Origin of the sequence: Tumebacillus sp. BK434, assembly GCF_004340785.1 — a bacterium.
Classification (GTDB): Bacteria; Bacillota; Bacilli; order Tumebacillales; family Tumebacillaceae; genus Tumebacillus_A.
Window position 1 is genome coordinate 232473 of record NZ_SLXS01000004.1, and the last position, 17674, is coordinate 250146.

General features: G+C 60.3%; 19 protein-coding genes and 1 other RNA gene. 16 read left to right on the plus strand and 4 right to left on the minus strand.

Annotated features, from left to right (window positions below; translation table 11 throughout):
• Positions 1-39: 39 nt before the first annotated feature.
• The 14 genes from EV586_RS12455 (at position 40) to EV586_RS12520 (ending at position 14143) form a co-directional block, all read left to right on the plus strand.
• Positions 40-1617: a putative polysaccharide biosynthesis protein gene (locus tag EV586_RS12455; RefSeq protein WP_165898570.1), complete on the plus strand. Its 1578-nt coding sequence runs from the start codon at positions 40-42 to the stop codon at positions 1615-1617.
• The gene (locus tag EV586_RS12460; protein WP_132945444.1) at positions 1607-2851 is read left to right on the plus strand and encodes an MFS transporter; all 1245 of its coding nucleotides are present in this window, start codon (positions 1607-1609) and stop codon (positions 2849-2851) included. Before EV586_RS12455 ends, EV586_RS12460 begins: the two co-directional genes overlap by 11 nt.
• Positions 2852-3199: 348 nt before the next feature.
• Positions 3200-4450, plus strand: coding sequence for a histidine--tRNA ligase (gene hisS, locus EV586_RS12465; RefSeq protein WP_132945445.1), 1251 nt, complete (start codon positions 3200-3202; stop codon positions 4448-4450).
• Positions 4451-4479: 29 nt separating this feature from the next.
• Positions 4480-6315 carry an aspartate--tRNA ligase gene (gene aspS, locus EV586_RS12470; protein WP_132945446.1) on the plus strand — a complete coding sequence of 612 codons (1836 nt, stop codon included), beginning with the start codon at positions 4480-4482 and terminating at the stop codon, positions 6313-6315.
• Between the two features lie 85 nt (positions 6316-6400).
• A non-coding RNA gene (ssrS, locus tag EV586_RS12475) (6S RNA) lies at positions 6401-6587 on the plus strand.
• A 109-nt stretch (positions 6588-6696) separates the two neighbouring features.
• Positions 6697-7446, plus strand: a complete 750-nt coding sequence (gene map, locus EV586_RS12480; protein ID WP_132945447.1) for a type I methionyl aminopeptidase — start codon at positions 6697-6699, stop codon at positions 7444-7446.
• A gap of 128 nt (positions 7447-7574) precedes the next feature.
• Entirely contained in the window at positions 7575-8624 is a 1050-nt protein-coding gene (locus EV586_RS12485) for a threonine aldolase family protein (protein ID WP_132945448.1), read from the plus strand.
• Between the two features lie 121 nt (positions 8625-8745).
• Entirely contained in the window at positions 8746-9783 is a 1038-nt protein-coding gene (locus EV586_RS12490; RefSeq protein WP_132945449.1) for a threonine aldolase family protein, read from the plus strand.
• 2 nt (positions 9784-9785) lie between these two features.
• Complete coding sequence (locus tag EV586_RS12495; protein WP_132945450.1) at positions 9786-11117, plus strand: replication-associated recombination protein A; 1332 nt, start codon at positions 9786-9788, stop codon at positions 11115-11117.
• Positions 11118-11119: 2 nt separating this feature from the next.
• A complete protein-coding gene (locus tag EV586_RS12500) occupies positions 11120-11800 on the plus strand; it encodes a YczE/YyaS/YitT family protein (RefSeq protein WP_132945451.1) in 681 nt (226 codons plus the stop codon).
• Positions 11784-12191 (plus strand): cysteine metabolism transcriptional regulator CymR, encoded by a 408-nt coding sequence (gene cymR, locus EV586_RS12505; protein WP_132945452.1) that lies wholly within the window; start codon positions 11784-11786, stop codon positions 12189-12191. The genes EV586_RS12500 and cymR overlap by 17 nt, the downstream gene beginning before the upstream one ends.
• Before the next feature lie 74 nt (positions 12192-12265).
• On the plus strand, positions 12266-13399 hold the full coding sequence (locus EV586_RS12510; RefSeq protein ID WP_132945453.1) for a cysteine desulfurase family protein: 1134 nt from the start codon (positions 12266-12268) through the stop codon (positions 13397-13399).
• 19 nt (positions 13400-13418) lie between these two features.
• Positions 13419-13919: a PRC-barrel domain-containing protein gene (locus EV586_RS12515; RefSeq protein WP_132945454.1), complete on the plus strand. Its 501-nt coding sequence runs from the start codon at positions 13419-13421 to the stop codon at positions 13917-13919.
• 14 nt (positions 13920-13933) lie between these two features.
• Complete coding sequence (locus EV586_RS12520; RefSeq protein ID WP_132945455.1) at positions 13934-14143, plus strand: hypothetical protein; 210 nt, start codon at positions 13934-13936, stop codon at positions 14141-14143.
• 28 nt (positions 14144-14171) lie between these two features.
• Here the strand turns inward: EV586_RS12520 and EV586_RS12525 are convergent, their stop codons facing one another.
• From EV586_RS12525 to EV586_RS12535, 3 genes are read right to left on the minus strand one after another with little or no spacing between them, the layout of a single operon-like run.
• Entirely contained in the window at positions 14172-14393 is a 222-nt protein-coding gene (locus tag EV586_RS12525; protein ID WP_132945456.1) for a hypothetical protein, read from the minus strand.
• Entirely contained in the window at positions 14390-14785 is a 396-nt protein-coding gene (locus EV586_RS12530; RefSeq protein WP_243653032.1) for a DUF1540 domain-containing protein, read from the minus strand. The genes EV586_RS12525 and EV586_RS12530 overlap by 4 nt, the downstream gene beginning before the upstream one ends.
• Positions 14782-15150: a DUF2512 family protein gene (locus EV586_RS12535; RefSeq protein ID WP_132945457.1), complete on the minus strand. Its 369-nt coding sequence runs from the start codon at positions 15148-15150 to the stop codon at positions 14782-14784. Before EV586_RS12535 ends, EV586_RS12530 begins: the two co-directional genes overlap by 4 nt.
• A gap of 159 nt (positions 15151-15309) precedes the next feature.
• On the opposite strand from EV586_RS12535, the gene EV586_RS12540 reads away from it, so the two are divergent.
• The gene (locus tag EV586_RS12540) at positions 15310-15843 is read left to right on the plus strand and encodes a peroxiredoxin (protein ID WP_132945458.1); all 534 of its coding nucleotides are present in this window, start codon (positions 15310-15312) and stop codon (positions 15841-15843) included.
• Positions 15844-15873: 30 nt separating this feature from the next.
• A complete protein-coding gene (locus EV586_RS12545; RefSeq protein ID WP_132945459.1) occupies positions 15874-16329 on the plus strand; it encodes a redoxin domain-containing protein in 456 nt (151 codons plus the stop codon).
• A gap of 46 nt (positions 16330-16375) precedes the next feature.
• Here the strand turns inward: EV586_RS12545 and EV586_RS12550 are convergent, their stop codons facing one another.
• A complete protein-coding gene (locus tag EV586_RS12550) occupies positions 16376-17626 on the minus strand; it encodes a LysM peptidoglycan-binding domain-containing protein (protein WP_132945460.1) in 1251 nt (416 codons plus the stop codon).
• Positions 17627-17674 lie beyond the last annotated feature (48 nt).

Sequence of the window (17674 nt, forward strand, 5' to 3'; positions counted from 1 at the left end):
TGGAAGTTAGCAAATACTGGCGAAGTAGGGGAACGTGTTATGTCTGCAAAAAAGGGATTGGCAGCCGGCGCACTTTCATTGGCTGCAGCGGGTCTGATTTCGAAGATTCTTGGGGTTGTCTATATCGTACCGTTTCAGAATATGGCGAAGGATTATGCGATGGGCCTGTACCAGAACGCCTATGCGATCTATGTGGTGATGCTGACGTTGGCGACCGCCGGCGTGCCGCTGGCGATCTCGAAATTGGTCTCGGAAAAAAACGCCTTGCGCGACTATGCGGGGGCGGATCAAATCTACCGCGTGGGGGCGCGGTTTTTGGCGTTGGCCGGGGTGATCGTCTTCGCTGTGCTGATGCTGCTCGGCGGCTGGATCGGCATCTGGATGGGGAACTATCACAGCTCGACGGCGATCCGGGCACTGGCATTTGCGCTGCTCGTCGTGCCGCTGCTGGCGGCGATGCGCGGCTACATTCAAGGGCATCAGGAGATGGCCGTCTCCGGCAACTCGCAGGTGGTCGAGCAGCTGATCCGGGTGACGGTGATCCTGCTCGGTGTGTTTATCGCCGTCCGCCTGGGCGCTGAAGCGCGCGTGACGGCTGCGGTGGCGACGTTCGCTTCGGTGCTCGGGGCGTTCGTTTCGCTGCTCTATCTCGGCAAGCATGTGGTCAGGCAAAGGCGCGAGAATCGGAAAAAGTACCTGCGCGCCTCCTCGGAGCCGAACAAGGTCGTGTTGCGTCGCCTGCTGAAAGTGGCGATCCCGATCTCTTTGTCCTCGATGGTGCTGCCGCTGTCGCAGATGCTCGACGCTTTTACGATCACCAACCTGCTGATGTTCGGCTTCGACTGGACCAAGGAGCTGGCGACGTCCGAGTTTGGCGTGTATACGGCGCGCGCCTTGCGCCTGATCGCCTTGCCGCTGTCGCTGGCCGTGGCGATCGGATTGTCGCTGATGCCGGCGATCTCGGAAGCGATCGCCCAGAAGAACCTCAAGCTGCGCAACGACCGCGTGGTGATGGCGTTTCGCCTGACCTCCTTTTTCGCCTTCCCGACAGCTGTGGGGCTGTACGTGCTGGCAGGTCCGATCGACATCGCCCTGTTCACCGACCTGAAAGGGGCCGATACGATCGCCGCGATCTCGTGGATGGCGATCTTCTCGTCTTATGAGCTGGTCTGCGCCTATATCCTGCAGGCGATGGGCTATATGTACATGCCGATCCGCAACATGTTTGCCGGTCTCGGTTTGAAATTGATCCTGCTGATCTTCCTCGTGCCGAAGTTCGGAATCTTGGGTGCCGGCTTGGCTGCGGTGATCGGGTATGTGCTGTCTTCCGGCCTGAACTTTGCGGCGGTGAAGCGTTTGGCGGAGATCCCGCTGTCGTACTACTCGCTGTTCGGCAAGCCGCTGCTCTCGTCGGTCGTGATGGGCGTCGTCGTCTGGATGCTGACCCGGATTCCGCTCGATGTGATCATTCCCTGGCCGCGCATCGCGAGCCTCGTGCTCGTCATGCTCGGCGGCGCGGTCGGCGCGGCGGTGTTTGGCGTGCTGATGTTCGTGCAAAAAGGCATCACCAAGGAAGAGCTGCGCCGGATGCCGGGAGTGAAGCGCTTTGTCCGCTAGCTATGCCGATCTGCTAAAAGTGCGCAACTACCGCCTGCTCTTCTCCGGGCAGGTGCTCTCCCAGCTTGGCGATGCGATCTACGAGGTCGGCATCGTCTGGCTGGTCTATCAGATGACGAGCTCGGCCGCCGCCTTGAGCTGGCTCGTGCTCTGCCAGACGCTGCCATTTCTCGTGCTCGGGCTGCTCGCAGGCGCTTATGTCGACCGCTGGGACCGCAAGCGGACGATGATCGTCACCGATGCCTTGCGCGCGGTGGCGGTGCTCTATCTGGCGGTCCGCTACGGGCTCGGGAACCTTGCAGTGTGGGAAGTGTGCATCGTCGCAGCGCTGCTCACCTCGGCCCGGGCCTTTTTTCATCCCTCGCTGCGGGCGATTCTGCCGCAGATGCTGCCGCGCGAAGATCTGCTGCTCGCCAACGCGCTGTCAGAAAGCGCCAAGCGTATTTGCAAAGTCGGCGGCATGCTGCTCGGCGGCGTCTTGATGGCGTGGGGGCGGGCGGACGTGATGCTGTGGCTGAACGTGGCGAGCTTCCTGCTGTCGCTGTGGACAGTCTGGCTGATCCTGCTGCCAAAAGCGGAGCGCGAGACTTCGGGGCGGTCGGCCGGCACGATCTTTCAAGACATTCGCTCGGCCGGGAGGGAAATTTCCCGGGAAAAGTCGGTTTTGGCGGCGATCCTGTTGTCTTCGTGCGGCCTGATCGCGTCGGCCGGGATGATCAAGATCGGCCTGCCCTTGTTGGCGGGGGAAGGGCTCGGCGGCGAAGGGGATGCGTACGGACTGCTGATGGCCTGCTTCTCGGTCGGCATGTTTCTGTCGGCCGCACTGATGAAGCAGCTGTCCCGCCTAAAGCTGCTCACCCTCGTTGCGCTGGGCTGGCTCATGTACGGCGCAGCGTTTGGCGGTTTGGCACTGACCCCGCCGCTCTTGCTTTGCTGCCTGCTGGTCGGGCTGACCGGCTTTGCCCATTTTCTGACCGACATTCCGGTGACGACGATCATCCAGCAGCAGATGCCTCTGACGCGCATGTCGGCCTGCCAGAGCATCTGGGCGACTGCGTCGTTCGGCTCAGAGTCGCTCGGCGTGGCGGTGGCCGGACCGCTGCTCGGGCTGTTGACGGTGACGGCCGGGTTTACGGCGGCCGGCGGAATTTTATTTGTGCTGGGACTTCTGCCGCTGATAAAACTTCGCAACGATGGGCAAAATAAGCTTGACAGACGATCCTTGGCTGAGTAAGATTACTCTTAATTCAATCCCACGAGATCCAGCGAAAGGGCCCAGTAGTTGAGGACCCGCCTAGTCAGAGAGGAGACACCGCGGCTGAAAGTGTCTCTCTAGCGCAGCCTTGATGAATGACCCCCTGGAGGACCCCCTGCGAAACTTTTGCCGGCAAGAGCGGTAGCAGGGCGGCGTGACCGGACGTTACCCGGCGAGTGGAAGCTGGCTTTTTGGCAGCTTCAAATAGGGTGGTACCACGGGAAGTCACAGCTCTCGTCCCTAAGCGATATGCGCTTAGGGACGGGAGCTTTTTTCTTTTCTCGATTTCGCAAGCTGTTCAAGTACGTATGAGGAGGCACGTCCCCTATGATGACCAATCGCCCGCGCGGCACGAACGACATTCTCCCCGGCGACGTGGAGAAATGGCAATTTATCGAGAAGACGGCACGCGAAGTCTGCCGCCGCTTTAACACGGCGGAAGTCCGCACGCCGATCTTCGAGCACACCGAGCTGTTTGCACGCGGTGTCGGCGAAACGACCGACATCGTCGAGAAGGAGATGTACACCTTCCAAGACCGCGGCGAGCGCTCGCTGACGCTGCGCCCCGAAGGCACTGCATCGGCCGTTCGCGCTTTCGTGGAGAGCAAGCTCTACGCGCAGCCGCAGCAGCCGACCAAGCTGTTCTACATCGGCCCGATGTTCCGCTATGAGCGTCCGCAGTCTGGCCGCTACCGTCAGTTCCACCAGTTTGGCGTCGAGGTGCTCGGCGCCAGCGACCCGAGCGTCGACGCGGAAGTGATCGCGCTGGCGATGACCTTCTTCACCGAGCTCGGCCTGACCGGCATCACGCTTGAGATCAACTCGGTCGGCTCGCCTGCCAGCCGCTCCAACTACCGCGACGCGTTGCGCAGCCACCTCGAGCCGGTGAAAGCGGAGCTCTGCAGCGACTGCCAGAGCCGCTATGACCGCAACCCGATGCGCATCCTCGACTGCAAAGTTGACAAGTGCAAGAGCTTGACGCAAGGCGCGCCGGAGATGCTCGACCACCTGACCGACGAAGACCGCGCGCACTTCCAGGCGGTCTGCCGCTATCTCGATTCGTTTGGCATCCCGTACACTGTCAACCCGCGCATGGTGCGCGGCCTCGACTACTACACGCAGACGGCGTTCGAGTTTATCGAAAACGGCTCCACGCTCTCCGGCGGCGGCCGCTACAACGGCCTCGTCGAACAACTCGGCGGGCCGGAGATGCCGGGCATCGGCTTTGCGGTCGGCATCGAACGCGCCTTGATCGCGCTGCAGAACCAGCAGGTGGAGCTGCCGATCCAAAAAGGCATCGACGTGTTCTTCGTCGCACTTGGCGAAGCAGCGCAAACGCACTGCGTGCAACTTCTGCAGGAAATGCGCGTCGCCGGCATCGTCGCCGACAAGGACTACCTCGGCAAAAGCATGAAAGCGCAGATGAAAGCGGCCGACCGGCTCAGCGCCCGCCAAGTGGTGATCTTGGGCGATGATGAGCTGGCGCAAGGCGTGGCCAACCTGAAAGACATGGCGACGGGCGAGCAGATCACCGTGCCGCTCGCCGAACTGATCGAAAAGGTGCAAAGCAAAAAGTAGCCTGAACGGCTAAACAGGGGGAACCAACCATGACTGAACAGCAAACACTGTATCGCACGCACCGCGCGGGCGAACTTCGCAAAGAACACGTCGGCCAGACGGTCGTCCTGACCGGCTGGGTGCAGCGCCGCCGCGACCTCGGCAACCTGATCTTCATCGACCTGCGCGACCGATCCGGGTATGCCCAAGCGGTGTTCGAGCCGACGGAGAGCCCGGCGAGCCAAACGCTGATGGCGCAAGGTGACAAACTGCGCAGCGAATATGTAGTCGCGGTCGAAGGCGTGGTGGCGGAGCGCGGGGAAGGCGCGGTCAACACGAAGATCCCGACCGGCGAGATCGAAGTCAAAGTCACGAAAGTCGAGATCCTGAACGCGGCGAAAAACACGCCGTTCTACATTCAGGACGGCATCGATGTCGATGAGAATCTGCGTCTGAAATACCGCTACCTCGACCTGCGCCGCGCGGAGATGCAGAAGATCTTCCTGCTCCGCTCGAAAGTGTCGACCTACCTGCGCAACTTCATGGACCAGAACTCCTTCATCGAAGTGGAGACCCCGATTCTGACCAAATCGACGCCGGAAGGGGCGCGCGACTACCTGGTGCCGTCCCGCGTACACCCGGGCGAATTCTACGCCCTGCCGCAGTCGCCGCAGCTGTTCAAGCAGCTCTTGATGGTCTCCGGCTTCGAGCGTTACTACCAGATCGCGCGCTGCTTCCGCGATGAAGACCTGCGTGCAGACCGCCAGCCGGAATTCACCCAGCTCGACATCGAGCAGTCCTTCCTGTCGATGGAGCAGTTCCAAGAGATGATCGAAGAGATGATGACCGGCGTGTTCCAAGCGACGATGAACGTGGAAATCCCGCGTCCGTTCCCACGCATCACCTACCGGGAAGCGATGGCGCGCTACGGTTCCGACAAGCCGGACATCCGCTTCGGACTCGAATTGCAAGACCTGACTAAGCAGGTGCGCGGCTCCGGCTTCAAAGTGTTTAACATGGCGATCGAGAACGGCGGCGAAGTGAAATGCATCGTGGCGCCGGGCTGCGCGGGCTACTCCCGCAAGCAGATCGACGAGTTGGAAGCGTTCGTCAAGCGCTACGGAGCGAAAGGCATGGCCTGGATCGCCGTGCAGGAAGAAGGCGTGAAATCGCCGATCGCCAAGTTCTTCTCCGAAGAGGAAATGGCGGCGATCATCACCAAGGCGGGCGCGCAAAAAGGCGACCTGCTGCTCTTCGCAGCCGACAGCAAGAAAGTGGTCGCCGACTCGCTGGGCGCACTGCGCTCCAAGCTCGCCCGCGAGCTCGGCCTGATCGACGACAGCGTGTTTAAGTTCATCTGGGTCACCGAGTTCCCGCTGCTTGAGCATGACGAAGAAGCGAACCGATACGTCGCAGCGCACCATCCGTTCACCATGCCGATGGAAGAAGACCTGCACCTGCTGGAAACCGACCCGGCCAACGTCCGCGCCAAAGCGTACGACCTCGCCTTGAACGGCTTTGAGATCGGAGGCGGCTCGATGCGGATCTTCCGCCGTGAGATCCAGGAGCGCATGTTCCAGGCGCTGGGCTTCTCGACGGAAGAAGCGTGGGAGCAGTTCGGCTTCCTGCTCGAAGCGTTCGAATACGGCACCCCGCCGCACGGCGGCATCGCGTTTGGCCTCGACCGCCTGATCATGATCATGGCCGGCCGCCAGTCCCTGCGCGACACCATCGCCTTCCCGAAAACGTCGTCCGCGTCCGACCTGATGACCCAGGCGCCGTCGCCGGTCGTCACCGAGCAGCTCGACACCCTGCACATCGCCTTGGGCGGGAAAGCACTGTCCGGCGTAGAAACGCAAGAGACTGCAGACACAGAAACAAAATAGTTCCTGGGAACTAAGTGAATTTTCTTGCAACTCCTTAAATGGATGTGCTACTATCAAGTCAGAAGAATTGAAGTTGTTCATCCAAAGAACCCTCCAATGTTGGTGATTGTCTTTCGTTTTGATCCAACATTACCTACAAGGGATGCACGAGAGTCGCTGATGGGTGTGCGAGCCGCCGACATCATGTCGAGGCGGATTACCGATATCAGAACTGGCAACCCACCTGCGCGAGCGGGTTCAAAACAATGGTAACACGGCTGCGAGGGGTTCTTTGACTTCATGATCGACAAACCCGGCTCTTTTTCAGAGTCGGGTTTTTCTGCGTCTTGGCATATGATATAGTAACGGATAGAAAATCTATACAGTGGGAAGTGTTTTGAAGTGATCGAATTGAAAAGTCAAGCTGAGATTGCAGTGATCCGCGAGGCCGGCCGCATTATTGCAGAGTGCCACCGCGAGATCAAAAAGCTGATTCGCCCCGGCATCACCACGATGGAGATCAATGATTTTGTCGACGCCTACATGCGCAGCAAAAACGCAGTCCCGGCCCAGATCGGCTACAACGGCTACCAGTATGCGACCTGCGCGTCGGTCAACGACGTGGTCTGCCACGGGTTCCCTACTAAATACACGCTGCAAGACGGCGACATCGTCACCATCGACATGGTGGCGCTGCTCGACGGACTGCATGCCGACTCGGCGTGGAGCTATGCGGTCGGCAACGTGTCGGATGAGGCGCAGAAACTGCTCGATGTCACGCATGACTGCCTGTTCAAAGGGATCGAGCAGTCGGTCGTCGGCAACCGCATCGGCGACATCTCGAACGCGATTCAAGTCTATGCCGAAGGGCTCGGCTATTCGGTCGTGCGCGAATACATCGGCCACGGCATCGGGCGCAAGATGCACGAGGAACCGCAGGTGCCGCACTACGGCCCGGCCGGACGCGGCCCGCGCCTGCGTGAAGGCATGGTCTTCACCATCGAGCCGATGATCAACATCGGCAAGCATCACGTCACGCTTGATGAAAAAGACGGCTGGACGGTGCGCACCGCCGACGGCTCCTTGACCACGCAATATGAACATACGATCGCAATTACCGCCGACGGTCCGCAGATCATGACCGTGCTGTAATGATAATTTGAGTGATGGTAAATACCATCACTCATTTTTCATTTCACTATATGTTTTTAACTCCTTTTCCGATATAATAGTTTTAACTAGAATAGAGTAAATTTTCGGGCAAAGGAGTTTGTGAGAAGATGAGAATCGATATGCGCAGTGATACGATGACCCAGCCGACGGAAGCGATGCGAAAGGCGATGTATGAGGCGGAAGTGGGGGACGTGAACGCGTTCGAAGACCCGACCGTGCTGAAGCTGGAGGAGATGGCAGCGGAACGTCTGGGCAAAGAAGCGGCGCTGCTCGTCACCTCCGGGACGCAGGGCAATCAGGTGGCGATCCTCTCTCAGACGCAGCGCGGCGATGAGATCATCGTCGAGGCGTCGTCGCACATCGTCATGCTCGAAGGCGCGGCCCAATGCGTGCTCGCAGGCGTCCAGCCCCGTCAGATACCGGGTGTGCGCGGCGTGATGAACCCGGCGGATGTCAAAGCGGCGATCCGTCCGTTCCTCGATCCGCACTATCCGAAGTCGGCGATGATCTGCGTGGAGAACACGCACAACTTCCACGGCGGCGCGATCGTGCCCAATGAGAACCTCGCCGCGCTGCAGGAGATCGCTAAGGAGCACAGCCTGCGCATGCACATGGACGGGGCGCGCGTGTTTAACGCAGCGGTCGCGCAGGGCATTCCGGTCAGCGAGATCACTCAATACGTCGATACGGTCCAAGTCTGCTTCACCAAGGGGCTGAGCGCTCCGATCGGCTCGATCCTCGCCGGCGACAAAGAGACGATCAACACGGCCCGCCACTGGCGCAAGCGCCTCGGCGGCACGCTCCGTCAAGCGGGTGTCGTGGCCGCTCCGATGATCGTTTCGCTGACCGAGATGGTCGACCGCCTGGCGGAAGACCATGCCAATGCGAGACTGCTCGCCGAAGGGCTCGCCAACATCGAAGGCGTGGAGATCGATGTGGATGACATCGACACGAACATGGTCTACTTCTCGATGAAGGAAGACAGCCCGATCACGATGCGCGACCTCGTGATCGGCTGCTATCACGAAGGGGTGCTCGGCGGGATGATGACCCCGACGCAGATCCGTTTCGTCACGCACAAAGACATCACGACCGCCGACATTCACAAGGCGCTGGAAGTGATCAACCGCGTTGCCAAAAGCAAAGTGACCGCCTAAGCAGATTCGCGAAGCCATCCTGACGGGATGGCTTTTTTCGCGTGTAAAAATAGGTAGCTTTTTCGGGGTATTGCACTATAATAAAAGCAAGTAATCTTCTCGGAAATGGAGCGTGCACAGCATGTATATAGATTTGCGGAGCGATACGGTCACCAAGCCGACCGCAGAGATGCGCAAAGCGATGTTTGAGGCGGAAGTCGGCGACGACGTGATGCGCGACGACCCGACGGTGATCCGGCTGGAGGAGACGGCGGCGGAGATCCTCGGCAAAGAGGCGGCGCTGTACGTCTCGTCCGGCACGCTCGGCAACCAGATCGCCATCCAGACCCTGACCCGCCCTGGCGATGAGATCATTCTGGAGCAGGAGTCGCACATCTATTTGTACGAAGGCGCCGGCCACGCCGTCTATGCGGGCGTCAACACGAAGACCCTGCCCGGCGTGCGCGGGGCGATGAACCCGGAGGATGTGCAGAGCGCGATTCGCACCGCAAACATCCACCATCCGCGCACCGGCCTGATCTGCGTGGAGAACACGCACAACAAAGCGGGCGGCACGATCCTGCCCCTGGAGCATCTGGCCGCCGTGTCGCAGATCGCCAAAGACCACGGCATCCCTGTCCACATGGACGGCGCACGGCTGTTTAACGCTGTGGTCGGCTCCGGGCACAAGGCATCGGCGTTCACGCAATATGTGGACACGGTGCAGGTCTGTTTCTCCAAAGGCCTCGGCGCGCCGGTCGGCTCCGTGCTCGCCGGGAGCCGCGAGACGATCGAACAAGCCCGCTATATCCGCAAGCGCATGGGCGGCGGGATGCGCCAGGCCGGCGTGATCGCAGCCCCGGCGCTGATCGCGTTGACCAAGATGGTCGACCGCCTCGCGGAAGACCATGCCAACGCCAAGCTGCTGGCAAACGGGCTGGCGGAGATCAAAGGCTTGCAGATGGATGTCTCTTCGGTCGACACGAACATCGTCATCGTCAACGTGGCGAACTCCGGGCTCAGCGAGCTGGAAGTTGTGTCCCGCCTGAAGGACGCAGGCGTGCTCTGCGGCGACTTCGGCCCGGAACTGGTGCGTTTTGTCACGCACAAAGACGTGACGACCGAGCAGATTCATGAGGCGCTGGTCAAGATCCGGCGCGTTGTGCAGGGAGCGGCTTAACGTTGGATCTGTTCGGCTATCAGGCACAGGAAGAACAGAAGCAGAACGCGCCGCTCGCCGCCAGAATGCGCCCGCAGAACCTCGACGAGCTGATCGGTCAGGAAGCGATCATCGGCCAAGGGAAGCTCTTGCGCCGCGCCATCGAGACTGACAAGCTCACCTCGCTGATCTTCTTCGGCCCGCCCGGAACGGGAAAGACGACGATCGCCAAAATCATCGCCGGGCACACCAAGTCGATGTTTCGCTCGCTCAACGCCGTGACGGCCGGCATCGCCGACATTCGCAAGGTGGTCGAAGAAGCGAAAGACGCCTTGTCGATGTACAGCCAGCGCACCGTGCTGTTCGTCGACGAGATCCACCGCTTTAACAAAGCGCAGCAAGACGCTTTGCTGCCGCATGTGGAAGAAGGGCTGGTCATCCTGATCGGCGCGACGACGGAGAACCCGTTTTTCGAAGTCAATGCCGCGCTGTTGTCCCGCTCGCAGATCTTCCGCCTGCAGTCGCACAGCGAAGCAGACCTGATCCAGATGGCACGGCGTGCTCTCTCCACGCCGCAGCGGGGGCTCGGGCACCTCAATGTCATGATGGACGATGAGGCGCTCCAGCACATCGCACGCTATGCGGACGGGGATGCGCGGCGGATGTATAACGCGCTGGAACTGGCCGTGCTGTCCACACCGCCCGCTGCAGACGGCGTGGTTCACGTCACGGTTGAGGAAGCGGCGGAGTCGATTCAGCGCCGCGTCGTCCGCTATGACAAAAATGCGGATGCGCACTATGACACCGTCTCCGCGTTTATCAAATCGATCCGCGGCTCCGATCCGGACGGCGCGCTGTACTGGCTGGCGAAGATGATCGACGCAGGCGAAGATACGAAGTTTATCGCCCGCCGCATCATCATCTCGGCGTCTGAAGACATCGGCAATGCCGACCCGCGCGCGCTGCAGGTCGCCGTGTCGGCATTGCAGGCGCTGGAGATGATCGGGATGCCGGAAGGGCGGATCATCCTCGCCCAAGCGGTGACCTATCTGGCGACCGCGCCGAAGTCGAACGCCGCCTACATGGGCATCAACCACGCCTTGCAGACGATCCGCGACGGGAGTTCGGTCGATGTGCCGATGCATCTGCGCGACGCCCATTACAAAGGGGCGGCCAAGCTCGGGCATGGCAAAGGGTATCTCTACCCGCACGATTTCCCGGGGAATTTTGTCGAGCAAAGCTATCTGCCGCAAGAGCTTGCCGGGCGCACGTTCTATGCGCCGACTCGCAACGGCTATGAACAGATCATCTCAGACCGACTACAGCATTGGCGAGGCAAGCGAAACGGGGGATAACCTTGCAACTGGAAACGAAAACGAACGGGTCTGTCTTGTATGAAGCTTCCTGGAAGTTTCAACTGCGCCGCATGATCATGCTGAACATCGGCTTTCTGGTGATGTGCGTCGGCTTTGTCAGCATCGTGCGCGCCGGGCTCGGCACCTCGCCATGGGATGTGTTTCACATGGCGCTGACCCTGCATAGCCCGCTGACGTTCGGCACGGCGCAGCAGGTGTCGGGGATTTTTCTGCTCGTGCTGGCCTGCTGGCTGGCGCGAAGCCGCCCGACGCTCGGCTGTCTGTTAAACATCGCACTGGTCGGCTTGTATTGCGACCTGATCTTTAACTTGATTCCGGAGCCGGACGTCTGGTGGCAGCAGTGGCCGCAGTTTGGAATCGGGTTGCTCTGTACCGGATATGGCGTGGGCATCTATATCGCCTGCAAATTGGGAGCCGGTCCCCGCGACTGGCTGATGCTGACGCTGCATCAGCGAACCGGCCTCGCGATCCGCTGGGTGCGGACGATGATCGAAGTGGCGGTCGTGCTCGTCGGGATCTTGCTCGGCGGACCGTTCGGCATTGGCACCATTTTGTTCTCCCTGCTGATCGGGCATCCGACCGAGTGGGGCATCAAATGGGCGGAGCGCGTGGTTGGACCGTTTGTTGAGAGGAGAGAGGTCAAGCATGAAGTTATCCACTAAGGGACGTTACGGCATCACCTTGATGATCGATTTAGGCATGTATTTCGGGGAAGGCCCCGTGTCTTTGAAATCGGTGGCGGAGCGCCAGTCGCTGTCCGAGCATTATCTGGAGCAGCTGATCGCGCCTTTGCGCAACGCCGGACTGGTGCGGTCGATTCGCGGTGCGTACGGCGGGTACGTGCTGGCGAAAGCGCCGCATGAGATCACCGTCGGCGACATCATCCGCGTGCTGGAAGGGCCGATCACGATCGTCGATGATCCGGAGGAAGAACTGGCTGAGCTGTGGGAGAAAGTGCGCAGCTCGATCAACGAAGTGCTGGACGGCACCACCTTGCAGGATCTGATCGACAAGAAGCGCTTTGGCAAAGACACGATCATGTTCTACATCTAAATCGATTTTTCTCACTTGGGTATGTGGAAAACACATACCCTTTTGTCATACTAGCAGTAAGGAGGAGGATCACTGTGATCTATCTGGACAATGCGGCGACGACGCCGGTATCCCAAGAAGTGCTGGACGCGATGCAGCCGTACTTCCGCGACATCTATGGCAACCCGTCGAGCGTACACGCTTCCGGACGGCAGGCGAAAGGCGCCGTCGAACGCGCCCGGGAGCAGGTGGCGCGGGCGATCAACGCCAAGCCGAACGAAATCGTCTTCACCAGCGGCGGCACCGAAGCGGACAACTCCGCCATCATCGGCACGGCGATCGGCTACAAAGACAAGGGCAAACATATCGTCACGACGACGATCGAGCATCATGCGGTGCTGCATACTTATGAATTCCTGCAGGAGATGGGCTATGAAGTGACGTTTGTCGCACCGGGCGCAGACGGCATCGTGCGCGTCGCGGATATTGCGGCGGCCCTGCGTGAAGACACGACGCTGGTCTCGGTGATGGCGGTGAACAACGAGACGGGAGCGGTGCAGCCGATCGGTGAGATCGGCGGACTGACCCGCGAGCGCGGCATCATCTTTCACACCGACGCAGTACAGGCGATGGGACTGCTGCAGCTGGATGTGGAAGCGCTCGGCATCGACCTGCTCTCGATCTCCGGGCACAAGCTGCACGGTCCGAAAGGGGTCGGCGCGCTGTACGTGCGCCGCGGGCTGTATTGGAAGCCGACACAGCACGGCGGGTCGCAGGAGTACAAGCGCCGCGCCGGGACGGAGAACCTGCCGGGCATCGTCGGCCTGGGCGTAGCGGTGGAGCGGGCGGCAGAGCAGCGTGATGCGCGCTATGCGCACATCGCGAAGCTGCGCGAGACGATGCTGTCTGTGCTGCAAGAAGGCGTGGAGCAGTTGCAGGTCAACACGCCGGAGCAGGCCGTGCCGTCGATCCTGAACGTGACGTTCCCGGGGGCGCCGGCGGAGCGGATCTTGATGAACCTCGACATGGCAGGAATCATGGCGTCGAGCGGTTCGGCCTGCACGTCAGGATCGCTGCAGCCGTCGCACGTGCTGGTCGCGATGGGGCTCGGGGAGGAATGTGTCAAGGCGGCGATACGATTCTCGTTTTCGGGACAGAATACGGAAGAAGAGGTGCGGGCGGCGGCTGCAAAAACGGTGGAGGTCGTGTTGCGCCTGCAGCGCCGATAATGCGGGAAGGGGGCTTCGTATGAGGAAAGCGAGAGAGCTGGTCGGGCTGCCGGTGGTGGAGCTGGCGCGGGGCGAGCATGTCGGGGAAGTGCGCGATGTGCTTTTTTCGGCGGAAGGAACCTTGCATTCGCTCTTGCTGACCAAAGCGACGGTGCTGACCGCGAGCAAAATTTTGCCGAAAGCGAAGCTGCATGCGCTCGGGCAGGATGCGATCACGATCCGGCAGGACAACGAGATCGAAGAATTTCGCGATGAGACCGGACTGATCCGCAGCCTCGTGCAAGGCGATGTGCAGTTTGTCGGCAAAGAGGTGCTGACCCAGGACGGCACGTATCTGGGAACGGTGGAAGATGTTTACTTGGATGAAAATCTGAACACAATAGTGGGGTACGAGGTATCGGAAGGCTTTCTGGTCGACCTGAAAGAAGGACGGAAAGTGCTGCACGCCCACCCGGAGATCATGGTGGGACAAGATACCTTGCTGGTGCCGGCCGACACGGAGCTGGCGGAGGAATTCTAAGGAGGTACCCACCCATGTCCCGTTGCCCTCATTGTAATTGCCGCGATATTGGAAAGATCGGCACGCACCAGTTTTATTGCTGGGGCTGCTTTATGGAGTTCAGCATCTCCGGAGAAGAAGTGAAGCTGTTTCAAGTGGAGGAGGACGGCTCGTTGATCGCCTATGAAGACCGTCCACAGCCGTCATTGGATCTCGATCTGCCCGATCTTCAGTTGGGCATGTGAGCAAAAGAGCGCCCGCAGGCGCTCTTTTTTATTGCTTTTTGACTGGCAGATCGTTCTGGTCGACCCAGTTCAGGAAGTCGCGCCCTTTTACGTGGCGGGCATCGTCGCTTGGGAGGATGCCGTTGTCGAGCAGGCTTTTCATGCGGTCGATGCCAAGGCCGGAGAGACCGCAGAGCTCGAGCGGCTCGTAGACCGCTTCGTTGTCGATCTCCTTGAGCGTCAGTTCATAGCCCAGTTCGCGGGAGTTCACCGTCCAATCCCCCCTTCGCGGCGCTCAAAGGTCCGGCAGTTGGTGTCCTGGCACTCGTTGGCCTGGCTGCCGGTCACTTCGATCGCTGTGGCGATGCAGCGGCGGCCTTCGTCCCAGTAGACGCAGGAAGCGACTGTGCAGTCGATCGTCGGGTCGAGGTGATGGCCGGGCAGGGTCAACTCCATCAAGGTGCCGGTGATGTTGATGTTGTCGGCCGAGCCGAGGTAGGACGTGATGCCAGTTGCCTCGTGGAACGTCTTGCACATCGTCTGGTCGGCGATCGCCGACATCCGGCCTTCTTCCTCATGCATGATGTCGATGTTGCGGGCGCCGCACAGATCGCCCGCCATGTAGTGCGTGCAGGTGTTGACGTAACAGATGACACGTGTCAATGCACCAGGCCCCCTCTCGGTTCTTCGTGAGCGTCGCGGTCATAGATCCATTCGTGGAACAAGCCTTCAAAACCGCCGAGCGCAGCGGAGACCAGCCCGATGTACGGCAACGTCACCCGGCTGTCGCGGCCGGACACGGCTTGCGAAGCGCCAAACAGCATGAGGCCGCACAAGAGCGCATCGCCGATGATCGCGGTGGCCCGGCCCATCTTCGGCAGCAACAGGCGGTCGCCTGCGATGCCGAACAGCCCGATCAGCGCCGTGGCGAGAAACGTGAACGCCGGATTGACGCGGACGCTTTTCATGATGCCTGCCAGCGCGTAGATCGTCGCGAAGATCACCATCAATTTGACCAGCAGTTTCACGCAAATCCCTCCTGTTCGAGAATAGTTTGCCTAGCGGGCAGGGAATTCATAACAGGGGCGAGTAATCAGGCTCACAAATTAGCCGTAAGTTCTTGCTAAAATTCGTTCGTATGTCTACAATTATGAAGGTAGCATACATACCCAGAGGAGGTAACATTTATGCCGTTGGTTGGATCCGCAGCACCGAATTTTAACATGTTGTCCACGAAAAACCTGGAGACCCTTGATGTCTCGGTAACTCTCGAAGATTACCGTGGCAAATGGCTGGTGCTCTTCTTCTATCCGCTCGACTTCACTTTCGTTTGCCCGACTGAGATCACCGCAATGAGCGACCGCGCTCAAGAATTCGCCGATCTCGACGCTGAAATCCTCGGCGTTTCCGTTGACTCCATCCACTCTCACCGTGCATGGATCAACACGCCGCGCGAACAAAACGGCCTGGGCCAGCTGAACTACCCGCTCGGCGCAGACATCACCAAAGAATGCGCTCGCGCTTACGGCGTTCTGCTCGAAGACAAAGGCATCGCACTGCGCGGCCTGTTCATCATCGATCCGGAAGGCGTCGTACAGCACGCGACCATCAACAACCTGAACGTGGGCCGTTCCGTTGACGAGACCCTGCGCGTTCTGGAAGCGCTGCAAACCGGCGGCCTGTGCCCGGCGAACTGGAAACCGGGTCAAAACACCCTGTAAGCACCAGATTCGGAAAGAGGGTAGTCACCAATGCCGATGCGCTTAGGCTCTGAGCGTCCGGAACTGACCGGAGCCACCGAGTGGTTCCATCAGGATCTGCTTCCGGCCGATCTCACAGGCAAGTATGTGCTCGTCCACTTCTGGGCGGTCTCGTGCCACATCTGCCACGAGACGATGAACGACCTGATCTCCTACCGTGACAAGTACAAAGAGCACGGTCTGCAGATGGTCGGCGTTCATTTCCCGCGCTATGAAGCGGACACCGACATCGAGAAGGTGAAGGAAGACATCGCCAAGTACGGGATCACGCATCCGGTCGCGATCGACAACCTGCACAAGATGGCCGAAGCATTCCAAAACGAGTATGTTCCGGCATTCTTCCTGTTCGACAAGGAAGGCAAGCTGTTCTTCCGCACGGCGGGCGACCGCGGTTTTGAGAAGCTGCAGCCGAAGATCGAACAGGTTCTCGGCCTGTCGCAAGCATAGTCAAAAGCTCTGCCTCTCCACTGGAGAAGCAGAGCTTTTTGTTTGTCTATTCGTTCAGCGTCTCATACTCTTCACAGAGATAGCGCCAAGCTTCCGGAAAATAAGCGCCGACTTCCCAGAGCGCAAGACCTTGCAGTTTCAAGTGTTCCAGGATATCCAGCTTGCTGACAAAACTCTTCATATCTTCAAGCCACACAGAGTGTCCCCCCTCTCGGTTCGGACAGCGAAACCACGCCAGATCGCTGGCTGAATCCCTGTGCAGCGGTGAACCGTGCACATAGGCGAGCTGCATCGCCCGGTGCGGAGTCAACGCCTGAACGGCACGCCTCTGCTCAGCGTAGACGGCGGCGGGCCGCAGCACGAGCCAGAGCTTCTCGGGCGGGAGGAACTCGAGCGCTTTTTGCAAGGCGAGGCGGGTGTCTTCTGTCCCGACTAGCGGCGGGGGAGGAGCGGCGAGGCGGCCGCCGGGGACCGCTTCGAAAAACAGATGGTCGATCCCTTTGCAGACTTCGGTCAGCAAGGAGGCGCGTTTGCCAAGAGGTGAAGCGGAGCTCAAGTACAGGCCGATGCGCAAGCCCATTGGCCGCAGCCGCCGGCCCGCTTCTTTTACGAGCTGCAGATAGGAAGCTTCATCTTCCCGGCGCATCGCCGGCCAGTCGAAGATCACGCCGTCCGCATCGGCCGGGACGAGCGCTTGGGCGAGCTGGTCGAGGATGCGCAGTTTAGCATCGCCGCTGCGGAGCAGCGCTTTGGCGACGTCAGGCAGGATCTGCGGCGCCCCGTCCAGCGTGCACACCAGCAGCTGCCGGGTGCCGGGTGTGGCCTCGGCTACTGCGGAGGGCAGACGCACGTTGCCGGCCGCGTCGATCCGCAACTCCCGCCGGCCGCGATAGGTCAGCGGGCAGGGGCTGCCGTCGGGCAGTAGCAGCGGCGAGAAGCTGAGCAGCCCGAGCGGCTTTTTCGGCACGGGGCTGCGGGCGGAGGTGTCGGGGATGAGCAGGATGTCCCCGGTGCCGACCCGCTCTTCGCTCAGCACGTTGCACATCGCGATCAAGGTCAGCGGCACACCGGTGCGCTTGCTGATCGAGCGCAAGGTGTCGCCGGGTCCGACTCGGCAGGTATGATAACCTTCAGCGCCTGGCAGGGCGAGCTCTGAAGGAATGATGAGCGTATGCCCGGGCAGCAGGAACGGCGAGCGGGGAAGTGAGTTGCAAGTGATCAGCTGCTCCGGTGTCACGCGGTGGCGCAAAGCGACGCCTTCCAGCGTATCGCCGGGTTGGGTGAGATAGAGATGCACCGCCTTTTGCTCCTTCCTTCTGACATGTACACTCTTCACACGATATGC